This window comes from Bacteroidota bacterium (assembly GCA_039821555.1).
Lineage (GTDB): Bacteria > Bacteroidota > Rhodothermia > Rhodothermales > Rubricoccaceae > JBCBEX01.
The window spans coordinates 495,952-511,623 of sequence record JBCBNX010000001.1; the positions used below are offsets into that span (position 1 = coordinate 495,952).

The following is a 15,672-nucleotide window of genomic DNA, read 5'->3' on the forward strand; positions in this document are numbered from 1 at the left end:
ACGGGTTGTTTGTCACAGGTTGTGCGTCTGAGCGATGCGGACGATCTTGCCGCGCACCCATCCCACTGCCCATGCGTCGCCTGCTCATTCTTTCGCTGCTCCTGAGTCCGTTCGTTGCCACCGCGCAACTCTCGGACGATTTCTCCGACGGCGACTTCACTGCAAACCCGACGTGGACGGGCGACACGGATCGGTTCTCAGTCGTCCCCTTCGAAGGCGATTTTGCGCTGCGCTCGGATGGCCTCGCCGCGAGCGACACCATCGCACTAGCGACCCCGAGCGCAACGACGGCAAGCACGTGGCGCTTCCGCTTTCGATTCGAGGACAACCTCACGACTGGCAAAGGCACGCGCGTCTATCTGCTCGCAGACACGGACGACCTCAAAGGCGAGGTGCGCGGCTACTACGTCCAGATCGGCACGAACAACAGCGACGAAATCCGGCTCTACCGGCAGGACGGGCCCCCTTCAGCTCGGGTCGAACTCGGCGACGGCATCCTTGACGTGGTGTCCGGTGATGCGGGCGATGTGATCGTCGAGGTGACGCGCGATGACGCAGGACTATGGACCGTCACCGCCAATCCAGACGCGAGCGGGCCGAGCCTCACCGCCTCGGACGACACGTACGCCTCCGGCACCCACGTTGGCATCTGGCTCAAACACACGTCGGCAGCAGGCCAAGCGTTTTTTTGGGACGACTTCGAAGTCGCTGGAAGCAGCAGCGATACGACGCCCCCTGTCGCCGAGTCCGTGATCGCCGGGCCGACACTGCTGACGGTTCAGTTTTCCGAACCAATCGACCGCGACACGATCGAACCCGATGACTTCGTGGTACCAGGCGTAGGCTCTCCGTTCGCGACCGAGCGTGACAATTTCGATGGCATCCGGTTGTTTTTCAGCAGTGCATTCGCACCAGGGTCCTATACGTTGGAAGTCCGTGGCCTCGCCGACGCCGCAGGCAACCTGCTCGTCCCGACCGTGCTCCCTTTCGAGATCGAGGGCGACCCGCCCGTGCTCGTCGAGGCAATCCCGCTCTCAGAAACCATAGTCGAGGTCCGCTTCAACGAGCCCATAGGCAACATCGATGACCGGCTTCTCTTCGAGATCACGCCGGGAATCGGTACGCCCATCGAGGCGGGCATCCCCCTCAATCCGCCGGTAGCCGTCAACCTACTCACGCTCGGATCGCCGCTCGTCGAAGGGACGCTCTACACCGTCACCGCGCGGGGTGCCATCGACGCGCTCGGCAACGTGCAGCCCGAAACCTCAGCCTCGTTCTTCTTCGGAACGCCCGCGGTCCCGACCCTCGGCGACTTGGTCGTGAATGAGATCATGTACGACCCGCCGACCGGTGGCTCCGATGAGTATGTGGAAGTCTTCAACCGGACCACGTCGGCGTTCGACCTCAGCGAGTTCTTGTTGGCTGACGCCACTGCTGCGTCCCGGATCGCCTCTGTGCCGACGGTGATTCAACCAGGCGGCTTCGGCGTGCTCGTGCGCGACTCGCTCGCCTTCGCTACGGCCTTTCCCGGCGTCCCGTTCGTGGAAGTGCCATCGTGGCGGGCCCTCAACAACGGCGGCGACGACGTGACGCTCCTGTATCAACCCGCCGACGAGGACCCACCCGTCGAGATCGACCAGGTGCCCTACCTCCCGAGTTGGGGCGGGACCGACGCTGCACTGGAGCGGATCGACCCCGAGGGGCCCTCTGCTTCTGCCTCGAATTTTGCCACCACGACCGATCCGAGCGGTGGTACTCCAGGCGCAGCCAACAGCGTGTTTGCCCCCGACGAAACGCCGCCAGCGCTCGCTGAGGTCGAAGCCCTCTCTGCAACCGAGTTGCTCGTGCGTTTCGACGAACCCGTCGACGCTGCCACAGCAGGCACCGCGTCAAATTACACGATCTCAGACGGCATCGGGGCGCCCAGCGCAGCCATGGTGGCGCCCGAAGGAGACCCGGCCGAGGTGGCACTAACCCTTGGCACGCCACTCACGGGTCCGCGGGCCTTCGAGTTGGTCGCACGCAACATCGCCGACCAACGCGGCAACGTCCTCGCAGAGGGACGCGTGTCGTTGTTCTTCGGTGAGGGCGACACCCCAGACCCGAACGACCTCGTCCTCAACGAGATCATGTACGACCCACCGAGCGGAGGCTCCAGCGAATACGTCGAGGTGTTCAACCGCACCACCGACCGCGTCTTCAACCTCCGTGACTTCACGCTCGATGATGCCTCTATCGTACCCACCGCCATCACCGATGCGGCGGCGTTCGTCAGTCCAGGCGACTACGCGGTCATTGTGCAGGACCTCGACGCGTTTCGGGCAGCCTTTCCCAACTTCGACGCCACGGGCGCGGTCGTCATAGAACAACGCGGTTGGGGCACGCTCAACAACAGCGGCGACACTGTCATACTCAGCTTCAGTGCCGACGACCCCGTCGTGATCGACTCCGTCGCCTACCTCGCCAGTTTCGGCGGCGATGGCGTTGCGCTGGAACGGAAAGATCCCGCAGGAGCCTCGTCGAGCCGCAGCAACTTCGCCACGTCGACGGACCCGGCTGGAGGCACGCCGGGCCGCCAGAACAGCGTGTTCGAACTGGATGAGACGCCGCCGATGCTCGTCGGTGCTGAGGCGCTCGATGCGACGCGCCTGTTGGTCCGCTTCGACGAGCCGCTCGCCCAGGACGGCGCTGAGAACCCTGCCAACTACACCATTTCGGGCGGCATCGGCGAGCCTAGCGCCGCCCTGCTTGCGCCGGAGGGCGATCCGACAGACGTGCTGCTTACGCTAGGCACTGCGCTGTCTGGACCACAGAGCTACACCCTCACCGTACGTGGCGCGTCAGACCTACGCGGTAACGCGATTGCCGAGACATCGACGCGATTCTTCTTCGGCGAAGGCGACATACCGATCCCCGGCGATCTCGTCCTCAATGAAATCCTCTACGACCCCCCCGCCAACGGTGCAGGCGAGTACGTCGAGGTCTTCAATAGCACGACCGACAAGGTCTTCGACCTACGCCAGTTCGCACTCGACGATGCCAGCGTAGTGCCTACGCCTGTGACGGACCAGCCGGTTTTCGTCGAGCCCGGCGGCTATGGCGTCATCGTGCAAAATGCTGACGCCTTCCGCGCTGTTTTCGGGGGGCGCGGCGAGGTTGAGCAGGCCGGCTGGGGCTCGCTCAACAACAGCGGCGACACGGCGGTCCTAAGCTTTCTCGGTGGCGTGGCTCCGGTGGTGCTCGACTCGGTCGCCTACACGCCCAGCTTTGGCGGCGACGGTGTGGCGCTTGAGCGCAAGGACCCTGCCGGGCCGTCGCAGAGCCGCGCCAACTTCGCTTCGTCCGTTGACCCGGCGGGCGGGACACCGGGCGCGCTGAACAGTGCCTTCGAGCCGGACACGTTCGGGCCGCTCCCTGTCGAAGCGGAGATTGCGGCCGACGAGCGCAGCCTCGTGGTATTCTTCGACGAGCCATTGGACGTCGCCAGCGTAGATGTTGCGGCGTTTACACTCGCAGCGGATGGCATCGCCGTGCCCGCAATCACGGAAGTCACCATCGCTGCGGGCTCGGAACCAACGGTGCAACTCACGCTCGACGGCCGCCTACCCACTGGCGATCTGACGCTGACCGTCACCGGCGTCCGCGACCTGCTCGGCAACGAGACAACCGGGGCTGCGCTGCTCATCCCGTTTGTCGCCGATGTCACGCCGCCTTCTGTGACGAGCGCCGTCGTGCTGTCGCCAACCAGCATCGCCGTGCTCTTCAGCGAGGTCGTGCCCGCGTCAACGGCGCTAGTGCCCGACAGCTATGCGGTGGACCAAGGCATCGGCGCTCCCCGCAGCGTCGTGTATGACACAGCGCTCATCGGCGAGGCGGTGCGGCTGACGTTCGAGACGCCTCTGGCCGAGCAGACGCTCTACACGCTCACGGTGTCTGGGCTTGCCGATCGCAGCGGTAACGTGAGCAGCGCTCAGTCTGTGCTCCTGTTCTTCGGCGAAACGGACACGCCGAACCCCGGTGACATCGTCGTCAACGAGTTCATGTTCGATCCGCTGGCCGGAGTAGATGGCGAATACGTCGAGCTGCGCAACCTGACGGACAAGACTTTCAACCTCCAGCAATTCCGACTCACGGACGACGGGGATCCCGACGCCTCCCCGATCAGCGATACGCCGCTCCTCCTCGCACCCGATGGGCTGCTCGTGCTCGCGCAGGCCCCTGACAGCGTCCGCGCCGTCTTCGGCGACGTTCCCAACCTCTTTGCCGCCGACGACTTCCCCGGGCTCAACAACACCGAAGATGCCGTGGTGCTCTCGACCCGCATCGACGGACGCGCGGTGACCATCGACTCGGTGGCGTACAGCAATGAGTGGCACCGCCCTGAACTGCGGGAGACGGACGGGGTCGCCCTCGAACGCATCGCGGGCGACGGCCCGCCGAGCGAAGCGTCAAACTGGTCGAGCAGCCTCGCCGCAAGTGGGGGCACGCCAGGGCTGGTCAACAGCGTATTTGTCGATCCGCAGGCCCCGCCCCCGGGCGACGCAGGCCTGACGATCGACTCACCGTTTGCGCCCGACGAAGGCCAATCGGCGCGGATCGCGTTCACGCTGGAGAGCGATGCCGCGCTCGTGCGCGTGCGCGTCTTCGACGGCGCCGGGCGGCTAGTCCGCAGTCTCGAATCGGGCGACCTTGTTGGGCGCAGCGGCTTCCTCGACTGGAACGGACGCGACGACGCCGGGCGGCAACTTCGGGTCGGGATCTACGTCGTCCTCCTCGAAGCACTCGACGCGCAGGGCGGCTCTACGGAAGCCTACAAGGATGTGGCCGTGCTAGCCCGGCGATTCTAGGCACAGTCGGGCATCCTTCTTCCTGCTGGTTAATAGGCTATAGTTTGATCGTTAGACTGGCACAGTCGTTGTCCGACGCTCATCGTCCTGAACGTTGCCTCACCTCGCTTGAGACGCTCCCGTCTTCGCTTTGGTCGATCGAAGAAGACCTCGACATATGGGGCAACAGCGCCCTCGTGTCACTGCAAGGGTTGCCCGATGGCTTTGAGCGGATCGGACGCTACCTCAACGTGCACGACAATCGCCGCCTGACTTCGCTGGAGGGGCTGCCGGCGACATTGACCTCCATTGGAAGCCTGGCGCTCGACGACTATGCCGAAGAATTGACGCTCGAAGGCCTACCGGAGTCGCTGTCGTTGCTGGGTCAGTTCACTTGCTGGGCTTCCGCCCACCGTAGCCATTGAAACCCTCTGGCTGGACGGCAACGATAGTGGCTTCTTCCTCGGGCGAGAGCACGGCCGAGCACGGGTGCTTCGGCCCCATCGGCACGTTCTCAACCGTCTAGCGCTTGCGCCACTTGGCGACGATCTTGCGGTTGAGGGCGTGGCGCTCAGCAAGAGCACTCACGGTCTGCTGGCTGCGCTGGAGGGATCGGCGGACGGCCTGAGTTGTGCGGGCGCTGCCGTGTAGAACTTGTCCCATAGGTCTTGGGGGTTGAGGTGGTCGAAAGGTAGACCATCACACTCTGGGACTAAACACCTAGTGTGGCGACCAGCCGACTCGCTCCCATCCGGTAGCCCTTTGTGTTTGCGGTTCTAGGAAGGCAGGGTTATCGTGGGGTCCCTCCGTTCCTCTCCGCGTGCTCCAGCCCCCGATGCGTAGCCTTCTCGTTTTCCTCGCAGGCCTGACCCTCGTTGCCTGTTCGTCGCCGATCACCCCCGAAGCCGAACCTGTCGGCCTTTTCGACGACGCACCGTACCTCCCTACGCTCGCTTCAGCGCAAGCGTCGGACTGGCAGTTTCTCCAACCCAACGGCATGCAGTGCCGTGACGGCTCGCGCACCGGCTTCGGGCTGCGCCGCGAGTCCGGCTCGCCGAACTTGCTGATCCTGCTCCAGGGCGGCGGTGCGTGCTACGACTTTTTCTCGTGCCTTACCAACCCCTCCCGATTCAGCAAAGGCGACTTCGACGCCTTCATCGCAGAGTTCGGCCAGACGGGCGTCTTCGACAGCGATAACCAGGACAACCCCTTCGCGGGCTGGAACGTCGTCTTCGTTCCCTACTGCACCGGCGACGTGCACAGCGGTAGTAGCCCCAATACGGACGTACCGGGCATCCTTGGCCGACAAGACTTCGTGGGCTACGGCAACATGGAAGCCATGCTCGGCCGCATCCAGGGACAAGCGAAGCGTGCGCGCCAGGTGGTACTTGCCGGTACGAGTGCTGGCGGGTTTGGGGTGGTCGGTACTTATGGGTTGGTGGGTGACGAGTTGTCGCCTGCGCCCGTCGACTTTCTGAACGACTCCGGGCCAGTCCCGTCGCTGGACAACGTGCTTTCGCCCAGTCTACAGTCACAGTGGCGTGACCTCTGGAACCTGGATGCGGCGCTGCCCTCTGGATGTGATGACTGCTCGCTGCCCAATGGGGATGGCCTCGAAAACGTGACGCCGTTCTACGCTGAGAACAACCCCGACCGCTCCTTCGGCCTGCTGTCCTACAACCGGGACTTCGTCATCCGAACCTTCTTTGGGTTCCCAGGCGCGACTGCGTTTGAAGACGGCCTCTACGACGTCCGGTCCTCATTACCGCCTTCCAACAGCGGGACGTTTTTCCCGACGGGCGAAGGACACACCTTCCTCCTCAGCCCTGAGTTCTACTCGGTCCGAGTGAACGGGACGACGGCTGCCGACTGGACGACGTCGTTTGTCGCGGGGGCGCCGACGGACCTCCCCGCGTCTCGCCCTGCGGTCTCGGTTCCCTTGGCCGCGGCTGACTAGGCGCTACGCGCCGCTCCAGGCCTGTGGAAGGGCTTCCGAGACGGTTTGCCTAACTCCAAGCGCTCCCGTTTCTTAGAGATGCTCCTGGCCGCCCACCTCTCCAGGTTGGGCGGCTTTTCTCTTCACCTCTCTCTTTCCCCCTATGCTATTACGTGGCTTCCAAGTGGGCGTCTGTGCGCTTTCCGTGTGTGTACTTGCTGCGTGCGACACGTCTGTCGACGCGCCCATCGTCGAGACAGTGTCGTCCAGCGTTGGCGTCTTTGACGACGCGCCGTACGTCCCGACCGCCTACGCTCGCAGCAGCGAATGGACGTGGCTCGACGCGCCCGAGTCGATGTGCCGCGACGGCTCGGCCTCGGGCGTCGGCGTCCGGGCTGTGCCTGGTTCCACCAAGCTGCTCTTCCTGATGCAGGGCGGCGGCGCGTGCCTCGACCCAGGCTCGTGCGAAACCAACCCCTCAAAGTTCGACGAGACTGACTTCAACAACCTGTTTGCCTTCATCGGCAATGCCGGGGTCTTCGACCAGAGCCGCACCAACAACCCGTTCGCCGACTGGAACATCGTCTTCATCCCCTACTGCACCGGCGACGTGCACTCCGGGAGCAACCCGAACGGCTTCGTGCCAGGCGTCGAAGGCGTCCAGCGTTTTGTGGGCTACCAGAACCTCCAGACCTACCTGGGACGCCTCGGCGATCGACTGGAACGCGCTGACCGAGTCGTCCTCTCGGGCGTGAGCGCTGGGGGCTTCGGCACCATCGGTACCTACGGCCTTTTCGCCGAGGCCTTCGCGCCGACACCCGTAGACGTGCTCGACGACTCTGGCCCGCTCCTCCGCGACGACGCGGCGTACTCGCCAGAGCTACAGTCCTTCCAGCGCTTCCTGTGGAACCTCGGCCCCTCGATCCCGGACGCTTGCCCGGAGTGCACGCAGCTGAACGGCGATGGCATCGAGAACGTGCTGCCCTACTATGCCCGCACGTACCCCGACGCCAACTTCGGGCTGATCTCATATGAGCAGGACGCCACGATCCGCTTCTTCAACGGCTCGGTCCTACCGACGTGTACGCCCGAGAACCCGCTCGGCTGCCTGATTCCCGGCGAGACCTTCCGCGACGCGCTCTACGACCTCCGCGAGATCCTGCCAGAGAACGTCGGCACGTACTACGTGCCTGGCGAGGCCCACACGTTCCTCCTCGGCGAGCAGTTTTATACCACGCGTGTGAACGGGCTCCCGCTGTCGCGCGCGGTTCAACGCTTCCTCGAAGGCAAAACGCTCGGCGTGCCGCCCACGCCGTAGCTCGAACACGCGATTCGCTCATGCGCGCCGCCTCAGCTTTGGTTGGGGCGGCGTGTTGTGTCTGGGTCGAGGGTCGAGGGTGCCACGTTTCATCAGAGGGGAGTGCTGGGACAGAGTATCACGTGCGACCTCTCCACCTTCGCATACAAACCCCGAACGTCCCTGAACCCGCCCCTCTGCCATACCGTTGACACCCGATCCCGCTAGCTTCCTTCGTTTCGGCCCGCCCCATCAAACCTCCTTGCCACGATGGCGAACATCACCCGCATCGACACGCCGTTTCGTCTCGACGCTCCGTTCAAGCCAACCGGCGACCAACCGCGCGCCATCGGTGAATTGACCGAAGGCTTGCTGCGCGGCGATCGCTACCAAACGCTTCTCGGGGCGACGGGCACGGGCAAGACGTTCGCCATCGCCAACGTCGTCAAGAACATCGGCAAACCGACGCTGGTGCTCTCGCACAACAAGACGCTCGCGGCGCAGCTCTACGCCGAGTTCAAGGAGTTCTTTCCCAACAACGCGGTCGAGTACTTCATCTCGTACTACGACTACTACCAGCCCGAGGCCTATATCGTCTCGTCCGACACGTACATCGAGAAGGACATGGCGATCAACGAGCAGATCGACCGGCTGAGGCTCTCAGCAACGAGTTCGCTCGTTTCAGGCCGGGACGATGTCATCGTGGTGGCGTCGGTATCGTGCATCTACGGCCTCGGCAATCCGGAGGAGTACAAGAAGCAGATCGTCCAGATCAAGCAGGGCATGGAGATCGAGCGCAACGAGCTACTGCGGCGCTTCATCCACGTCTTCTACGAGCGCAACGACATCGAATTTGCGCCCGGCGCTTTCCGCGTCCGCGGCGATACGGTCGACCTCTTCCCCGCCTACTACGAGAACGAAGCCTACCGCTTCAGCTTCTGGGGCGACGAGATCGAGCGCATCGTGCGGATCGACCCGCTCACCGGCGCCGAGCTCGCCGCGCCGGAGGAGATCGTGACGATCTACCCTGCCAAGCACTTCGTCACGCCGGAGGACCAGATTGACCGCGCCATCAAATTGATCGAGGATGAGCTACGCTGGCGGCTCGAAGTGCTCCGCGTCGAGGACAAGCTCGTCGAGGCACAGCGACTGGAACAGCGCACGCTCTTCGATCTGGAGATGATCAAAGAAGTCGGCTACTGCTCGGGCATCGAGAACTACAGCCGCCACATGGACGGCCGTGAGCCCGGCACCCGCCCGAGTTGCCTCCTCGACTACTTCCCCGATGACTTCCTCCTCGTCATGGACGAGAGCCATGTCACCGTACCGCAAGTGCGGGGGATGTACAACGGCGACCGCGCCCGCAAGCTCAACCTCGTCGAGCACGGCTTCCGGCTGCCGTCGGCGCTCGACAACCGGCCGCTGACCTACGAGGAGTTCGAGCGCTTCCACAAGAACGTGATCTTCGTGAGCGCCACGCCCGCCGACTACGAGATCGACGAGTCAGAGGGCGTGATCGTGGAGCAAATCATCCGACCAACGGGCATCCTCGACCCAGTGGTAGAGGTGCGCCCCGTCGATGGCCAGATCGACGACCTCCTCGAAGAGATCCGCCAGCGCGTACGTCGGCAAGAGCGCGTGCTTGTGACGACGCTCACAAAGCGTATGAGCGAGGACCTCACCGAGTACCTCGATGCCTTCGGTATCCGCGTGCGGTGGCTTCACTCCGAGATCGACGCCCTCCAGCGCGTCGACATTCTCCGTGACCTGCGCCTGGGCGAGTTCGACGTGCTCGTGGGCGTGAACCTCCTTCGCGAAGGGCTCGACCTTCCTGAAGTCTCCCTTGTTGCGATCCTCGACGCCGACAAAGAAGGGTTTCTGCGCTCTGAGCGGTCGCTCATCCAGACGGCGGGCCGCGCGGCGCGCAACGCGGGCGGCAAAGTCATCATGTACGCTAACCGCGTCACCGACTCCATGCGGCGCATGATGGACGAGACGGAGCGCCGCCGCGAGTTGCAGGAAGCCTACAACGAGGAGCACGGCATCACGCCGATGACCGTCACGAAATCCGCCGACCAGATCAAGCGCGGCACCGCCATCGCCGATCACAAGGCCGAGGACGAAGACGGACCGCGCAGTTTCTACAGCGGACCGGAGCAACTTCCGAAGGTGGCCGACCCGGTGATGCAGTACCTCACCGACGACCAGAAGCGCGACCTCGTGGCGCAGCTCTCACGCGAAATGGAAGAGGCCTCGGAGCGCCTAGAGTTCGAGCGCGCCGCTGAACTCCGCGACGAGATCACCGCGCTGGAAAACTCGCTCAAAGGGGCGGCCTAGTAATCAGTAGGCTCCGCCGTCCTCGTACAGTTCATCGATGCGGTTGTCGAGATCGTCCAGATCCTTGGGGTCGGGACCGTACGCGTTCGGTCCATAGTCGCCCTCAACTACGAAGAAATAGAGCAGCAGCAGCGTGCCGAAGGGGACGAACGACAGCAGATACCACCAGCCACTTCGCCCGGTGTCGTGCAATCGCCGCACGGTTACCGCGAGCGACGGGATAAGCATCGCCAGCGAGTAGAGGATCACGAACCCGTAGATCGCCCAGAAGATGGGCATCCCGATGCCGTCACCGTAGAACCCCACCGTCCCTCCACCGATGGCTATGGCAGCGATGACCACTAGCAGGTTGAAGAGGGTGAAATACCAGTACTCGCTGCGGCGTGCGCGCCCCGTGAAGTCGGCATACTTCGAGAGTACCTCGCGGTACCAGAACTTCATCTCAGACATCGATGAGGGTGTTGGCGAAAAAGGTCAGGGAGCACTGAACGATACGATGGCCGCTGCAATCGAGCTAGATCGCTCGCGAACGGGCGCTTTGTGCGTAGATATTCTCCGAATAGACTGATGCCTGGGCCAGATCGTCTACACGCGCGCTCAGGTCGGCAAAGCCCTTCGGGTCCGCTCCGTACGCGTTGTCCCTGTCATCGCCCTCTTGCACGAAGAAAAACAGCAGCACCCAGGACCCCAACGGCACCATCGCGAGGAGCATCCACCAGCCGCTCTTACCGGTGTCGTGCAGCCTGCGCACCGACACGGCGAGTTGGGGGATCAGCGTCGCGAGGATATACAACCCGTAGAAGACGTACATCCCCGAAAACACATATGCTGCATGAACCTCTGTGAGCAAGGCCGACAAGATCACCCCGGCAACGAGCAGCGGTAGCACGATTGCCACGTTTGCTAGCGTGAACATCCAGTACTCGCGGCGGCGCGCTCGTCCCGAGAAATCGGCATACTTGAAGAGGACTTCGCGATACCAGAAGAACATCGATAGGGGGTGCTTTTGTGAACCGGCGTTGTGTCCAGGTAATCCCGTTTGCTCAAATGCGCCGCAAGGTTGGCACTAGAGAGCCGCGGTACGACGAGCAGGAGGATGGTCAAAGACTAGACCAAAGCACGTGGTCGGTCGCTTCCTTCAACGCGCGACGGGCCCACAGCGTCGTTGCCGCGAGCCCGTCGTCGTGTCAGCATTGCGAACAGCTAGGCTATCTCGTGTACGACAGGAGCAGCGCGAAGGATGGCGTCACTGGATCCGTTTCGGAACTGCTCGAAGTTGTCGATGAAGAGCTGCGCGAGCTGCGCAGCCTGGTGATCGTAGGCGTCTTTGTCGGCCCAGGTGTTGCGCGGAACGAGGATATCGTCGGGCACACCGGCGCATACAGTGGGGACTGCAACGCCGAAGATCGGGTCGGTGGCCGTCGGGGCTGCTGCCAGAGAGCCGTCGTGTATGGCGTCGATGATGGCCCGAGTGTGGGCCAACTTAATGCGGTGCCCAGTCCCGTAGGCGCCACCTGTCCATCCCGTGTTGACGAGCCACACGTCAGAGTCATGGCGCTCGATCTTGTCAGCGAGCAGCTCAGCATATTTCGACGGGTGCCAGACCATGAAGGGTGCACCAAAGCACGCCGAAAACGTGGCCTGCGGCTCGGTGACGCCCATCTCTGTGCCTGCGACCTTGGCCGTGTAGCCACTGATGAAGTGGTACATCGCCTGCGCAGGCGTGAGCTTGGCGACAGGCGGCAGTACGCCGAAGGCATCGGCCGTGAGAAAAATCACGTTTGATGGATGCGTTGCCACGCACGGGATCTTGGCGTTGTCGATGTACTCGATGGGGTAGGACGCACGCGTGTTCTGAGTGATTGACACGTCCGAGTAGTCCACTTCACGGGTTTCTTGGTCGTAGACGACGTTTTCTAAGACGGTGCCGTACTGGATCGCCCGGTAGATCTCCGGCTCGGATTCCTCCGAGAGGTCGATGGCCTTGGCATAGCAGCCCCCTTCGATGTTGAACACGCCGTCATCGTCCCAGCAATGCTCGTCGTCGCCGATCAAGGCGCGGTTGGGGTCCGCAGACAGCGTTGTTTTTCCGGTACCGGAGAGCCCGAAGAACAGCGACACGTCGCCTATAGCCTCACCCGCTTCGTACCCCTGGTTGCAGGAGCAGTGCATGGACAAGACTCCTTTCTTGGGCATGAGATAGTTCATGACTGTGAAGACGCCTTTCTTCATCTCGCCGGCGTACATCGTGCCGAGGATGACCATCTGGTTCCGCTCGAAGCACACATCCACACTCGTCGTGGACGTCATGCCCGAGGTGTAGCGGTTCGCAGGGAACGAGCCTGCGTTGAAGACCACGAAGTCTGGGTCTTCGAAAGAATCGAGCTCAGCCTGCGAGGGACGGATGAGCATGTTGTGCATGAAGAGCGCGTGGTATGGCCGGGAACAGACGATGCGGACTTTGAGGCGGTGATCGGGGTCCCAGCCAGCAAACCCGTCGACCACGTAGAGCCGGTCCTGGGTGTTGAGGTAGTCGATCGCACGCTCGTGGTTGATCAGGAAGACTCGCTCGTCGAGTTTGATGTTGACGTCGCCCCACCAGACGTCGCCTTCGCTCTTCGGATGCGCTACGACGCGCTTGTCGGACGGGCTCCGGCCGGTCTTCTTACCGGACCGCAGCGCCAAAGCCCCCGTCGACATGATGGCGGCGCCTTCGTCGAAGCGGAGGGCTTCCTCATAGAGCCGCGCCGGGGCAGCGTTGCGGACGATCTGCTTTACGTCGATGCCGTAAACATTCAGGGAGATTGGGGTTGCCATGGGTCGGCGTAAGTCGATGAACGAGACGATGTCGGTGCTGCAACCAAAGTAGGGTGACGGATGACGTGTCACGGTCCTGCCTCGTCGGGTCTGACAAGCCTGTGAGCGTAAGGAGAACCCTGATACGCGTGCCATGCCTTCACCCTCGGACTGCGCCCGGCTCGTCCTTCTAAGCCCCTTGTGCTGTACCAGAGGGTACCCTGACGGCTAGGAACCGCCCCCTTTTGCCCCCGGTACATCGGCTTCGTTTGTTTTATTCCTCTGCCTCTCCATGCCCACCTACGAATACCGCCGCGAAGACGGCTCTACGTTTGAAGTGTTTCAGCGGATGTCGGATGATCCGCTTACGGTTGATCCTGAGACGGGGCAAAAGGTGACGCGCGTGATCGGCGGCGGTGCTGGCCTCATTTTCAAGGGCGACGGATTCTACCTGACAGACTATGCCCGCAAAGGCAACGGGTCAGACACAAAACCGGCTAACGCGAAAGCCGACTCCACCGCAGAGACGAAGGGGGGCTCCGAGACCTCATCTTCCGAAGCCAGCGCTTCGACCAGTTCGTCTACGGAAGGCGAATCGAAGTGAGCATGCCACGCGGCATCCCAAAAAGATCGGGGCTCCTCAACAGTGTGAGAAGCCCCGTCTCTAGATGGAAGCACGTGCCGGTCAACTCTGTACGAAGCTGCTCGCAGCCGCCTCGACGGACTCATAGTCTTTGAATACGGGACCGAGGAGGCGCGTCATCACGAAAAGGTTCTTGACACGCTCCTCGAGATTCGCGAGCACAATGTCTCCGCCCGCATCGCGGATGTCGGCTGCACTCTTGATCAGCACGCCAATGCCGGACGAGTCCATCAGGTTGGTCTTGGCGAAATCGATGACGATGTTCGTCTTGCCCTGACTCTTGAAGTCGTTAATCGTCTGTTTGTACTCGTCACCGTCGCGGCTGCCGAAGAACTTGCCCTTGATGGCAATGACGGCGGCGTGATACTGTTCGCTTACGCTGAGAGGCATGGTCGTACTGGCTGTGTCGTGCGGAGGTGAGCGCCGCGAAGGCGCAGATTGAAAGGTACGGAGAAGGAGCGTGAGGTGCAGTCCTGGCATTCACTATACGACCTGCCGCCGATTTCGCCAAGTGAGCGGCACTTGCCCAGCATGCCGTCGTATTCTGGCGTTCAATGTGAGCCGTTCCGCCCAATTGCATCGCTTCTGATGGACTTCTTCTTTGAAAACCTTGGGCTCCTAATCTTTCTCTTCTTTCTGTTTCTTCAGTTCATTGGCTCACTCATCGGCCAGCGGACGAAAGGAAAGCGCGCGCCCAATCCAGGAGACGAAGCTCCCGCGTCGGACGGAGGCCCGTCTACGTTTGAGGAAGCCCTTCGTCAGATCCAAGAAGCGCTTCAGCAAGCGAGCCAGCCGTCCTCGTCTCGCAGCGAAGCAAATGAACCGCTACCACCGTCGGCAGAGGACGAGGCGTTTCCGACCGTCGCAGACGAGGAAAATGCCTCCGCCTTCCAGCACTTCGACGATTTCGAGCAGCATGGCGATGCACACTTTTCATCTGGGGCCCACGAACAGTACGAAGCGGCTGAAGCCCGACGGGAAGCTCTATTCGAGCGTCCGCTTAAAACGGATCGCCCCACCTTGATGGAGCGCGTTGTACCCAACGAAGACCTTCGAGGGCATCTGTCGTTGTCGCGTGTGGAGGCGCCAACCACACCAACGGCACGGTCCGCTGGCACTGCGAGTGAAGCGGCATCGGTTGCTCGACTCCGCTCGAAGCTGCGCTCGCCGGAAGACGTACAGGATGCGTATCGGCTGCACGTTATTCTCTCCAAGCCGCGCTCAATGCCGCGGCGCTGAAACACTGGTCACGCTTAAGCGCGGTCTGGCTCACCTTTCTTGAAGATGGCTGCACCGATGGCGCCGCCAGCTGCGCCCAGCACCATGCCTACGGCAGCACCGATCACGATCCCGATGGGGCCACTGGCTGCTTCCGCCCAGCCCCCCATCTGTTCGATCTGCTCTTCGGACAGCCCTTGGGTGCGCCACTGCTCTCGGGCGATATCCATCGGATCAGGCAAGACGCCGAGCTGAATCAGTAACAGCGAGAGCGACCCTGCAATGACAGCGCCGACAAGCCCGACTACTACACCCATCCCGGCTCCCTGACCGCCCGAAATCGTCAGCGCATTCGTGCTCGTGTAGTGCCAGACTGCCGTGGCAGCAGCGAGTAGGACAGTCACACAGCTGAGTATCCCGGCAAACATGCCTGCTGCGGACCCCATCGAGCTGAGAACGCTAGCCAGGAGGCCGAGAAGTACGTACACAGCAGCGCCGATCAGGATGGAAGGAAGTTTACTGCTCATGGATCTGCGAGGCGTGTGTCGTGACCGTCTTACTTGAGCAACCTACGGCAGGCGCCTAGATTTGTGTCGGACGTTGGTTGAAGGGAGACTCG

Annotated in this window: 13 protein-coding genes; 7 read left to right on the plus strand and 6 right to left on the minus strand. The window is 62.5% G+C overall.

The genetic code is table 11. The annotated features are described in order from the left end of the window. The first annotated feature begins 71 nt into the window (after nucleotides 1–71). Nucleotides 72–4,847 (plus strand): lamin tail domain-containing protein, encoded by a 4,776-nt coding sequence (locus AAFU51_01995; GenBank protein ID MEO1570018.1) that lies wholly within the window; start codon nucleotides 72–74, stop codon nucleotides 4,845–4,847. Nucleotides 4,848–4,915: 68 nt separating this feature from the next. Further along, on the plus strand, nucleotides 4,916–5,251 hold the full coding sequence (locus tag AAFU51_02000; protein MEO1570019.1) for a hypothetical protein: 336 nt from the start codon (nucleotides 4,916–4,918) through the stop codon (nucleotides 5,249–5,251). Nucleotides 5,252–5,348: 97 nt separating this feature from the next. On the opposite strand, the gene AAFU51_02005 is transcribed toward AAFU51_02000, so the two are convergent. After that, complete coding sequence (locus AAFU51_02005; GenBank protein ID MEO1570020.1) at nucleotides 5,349–5,489, minus strand: hypothetical protein; 141 nt, start codon at nucleotides 5,487–5,489, stop codon at nucleotides 5,349–5,351. A 172-nt stretch (nucleotides 5,490–5,661) separates the two neighbouring features. On the opposite strand from AAFU51_02005, the gene AAFU51_02010 reads away from it, so the two are divergent. From AAFU51_02010 to uvrB, 3 genes are all read left to right on the plus strand, one after another. Next, nucleotides 5,662–6,783, plus strand: coding sequence for a pectin acetylesterase-family hydrolase (locus AAFU51_02010; GenBank protein MEO1570021.1), 1,122 nt, complete (start codon nucleotides 5,662–5,664; stop codon nucleotides 6,781–6,783). A gap of 184 nt (nucleotides 6,784–6,967) precedes the next feature. Then, nucleotides 6,968–8,080, plus strand: a complete 1,113-nt coding sequence (locus AAFU51_02015) for a pectin acetylesterase-family hydrolase (GenBank protein ID MEO1570022.1) — start codon at nucleotides 6,968–6,970, stop codon at nucleotides 8,078–8,080. A gap of 249 nt (nucleotides 8,081–8,329) precedes the next feature. Then, entirely contained in the window at nucleotides 8,330–10,396 is a 2,067-nt protein-coding gene (uvrB, locus tag AAFU51_02020) for an excinuclease ABC subunit UvrB (GenBank protein MEO1570023.1), read from the plus strand. A 3-nt stretch (nucleotides 10,397–10,399) separates the two neighbouring features. Here uvrB and AAFU51_02025 read toward each other — a convergent pair whose 3' ends face one another. The 3 genes from AAFU51_02025 to pckA form a co-directional block, all read right to left on the minus strand. Beyond that, nucleotides 10,400–10,846, minus strand: coding sequence for a DUF805 domain-containing protein (locus tag AAFU51_02025; protein ID MEO1570024.1), 447 nt, complete (start codon nucleotides 10,844–10,846; stop codon nucleotides 10,400–10,402). Between the two features lie 64 nt (nucleotides 10,847–10,910). Continuing rightward, nucleotides 10,911–11,387, minus strand: a complete 477-nt coding sequence (locus tag AAFU51_02030; GenBank protein ID MEO1570025.1) for a DUF805 domain-containing protein — start codon at nucleotides 11,385–11,387, stop codon at nucleotides 10,911–10,913. A 212-nt stretch (nucleotides 11,388–11,599) separates the two neighbouring features. Continuing rightward, the gene (gene pckA / locus AAFU51_02035) at nucleotides 11,600–13,213 is read right to left on the minus strand and encodes a phosphoenolpyruvate carboxykinase (ATP) (GenBank protein MEO1570026.1); all 1,614 of its coding nucleotides are present in this window, start codon (nucleotides 13,211–13,213) and stop codon (nucleotides 11,600–11,602) included. Between the two features lie 271 nt (nucleotides 13,214–13,484). On the opposite strand from pckA, the gene AAFU51_02040 reads away from it, so the two are divergent. Next, complete coding sequence (locus AAFU51_02040; protein MEO1570027.1) at nucleotides 13,485–13,796, plus strand: zinc ribbon domain-containing protein; 312 nt, start codon at nucleotides 13,485–13,487, stop codon at nucleotides 13,794–13,796. Nucleotides 13,797–13,877: 81 nt separating this feature from the next. On the opposite strand, the gene AAFU51_02045 is transcribed toward AAFU51_02040, so the two are convergent. Further along, the gene (locus tag AAFU51_02045) at nucleotides 13,878–14,225 is read right to left on the minus strand and encodes an STAS domain-containing protein (GenBank protein ID MEO1570028.1); all 348 of its coding nucleotides are present in this window, start codon (nucleotides 14,223–14,225) and stop codon (nucleotides 13,878–13,880) included. 198 nt (nucleotides 14,226–14,423) lie between these two features. Here AAFU51_02045 and AAFU51_02050 point away from each other — a divergent pair, with 198 nt between their 5' ends. Further along, nucleotides 14,424–15,074 (plus strand): hypothetical protein, encoded by a 651-nt coding sequence (locus AAFU51_02050; GenBank protein ID MEO1570029.1) that lies wholly within the window; start codon nucleotides 14,424–14,426, stop codon nucleotides 15,072–15,074. Nucleotides 15,075–15,088: 14 nt separating this feature from the next. Here AAFU51_02050 and AAFU51_02055 read toward each other — a convergent pair whose 3' ends face one another. After that, nucleotides 15,089–15,580 carry a hypothetical protein gene (locus AAFU51_02055; protein MEO1570030.1) on the minus strand — a complete coding sequence of 164 codons (492 nt, stop codon included), beginning with the start codon at nucleotides 15,578–15,580 and terminating at the stop codon, nucleotides 15,089–15,091. Nucleotides 15,581–15,672: the final 92 nt, after the last annotated feature.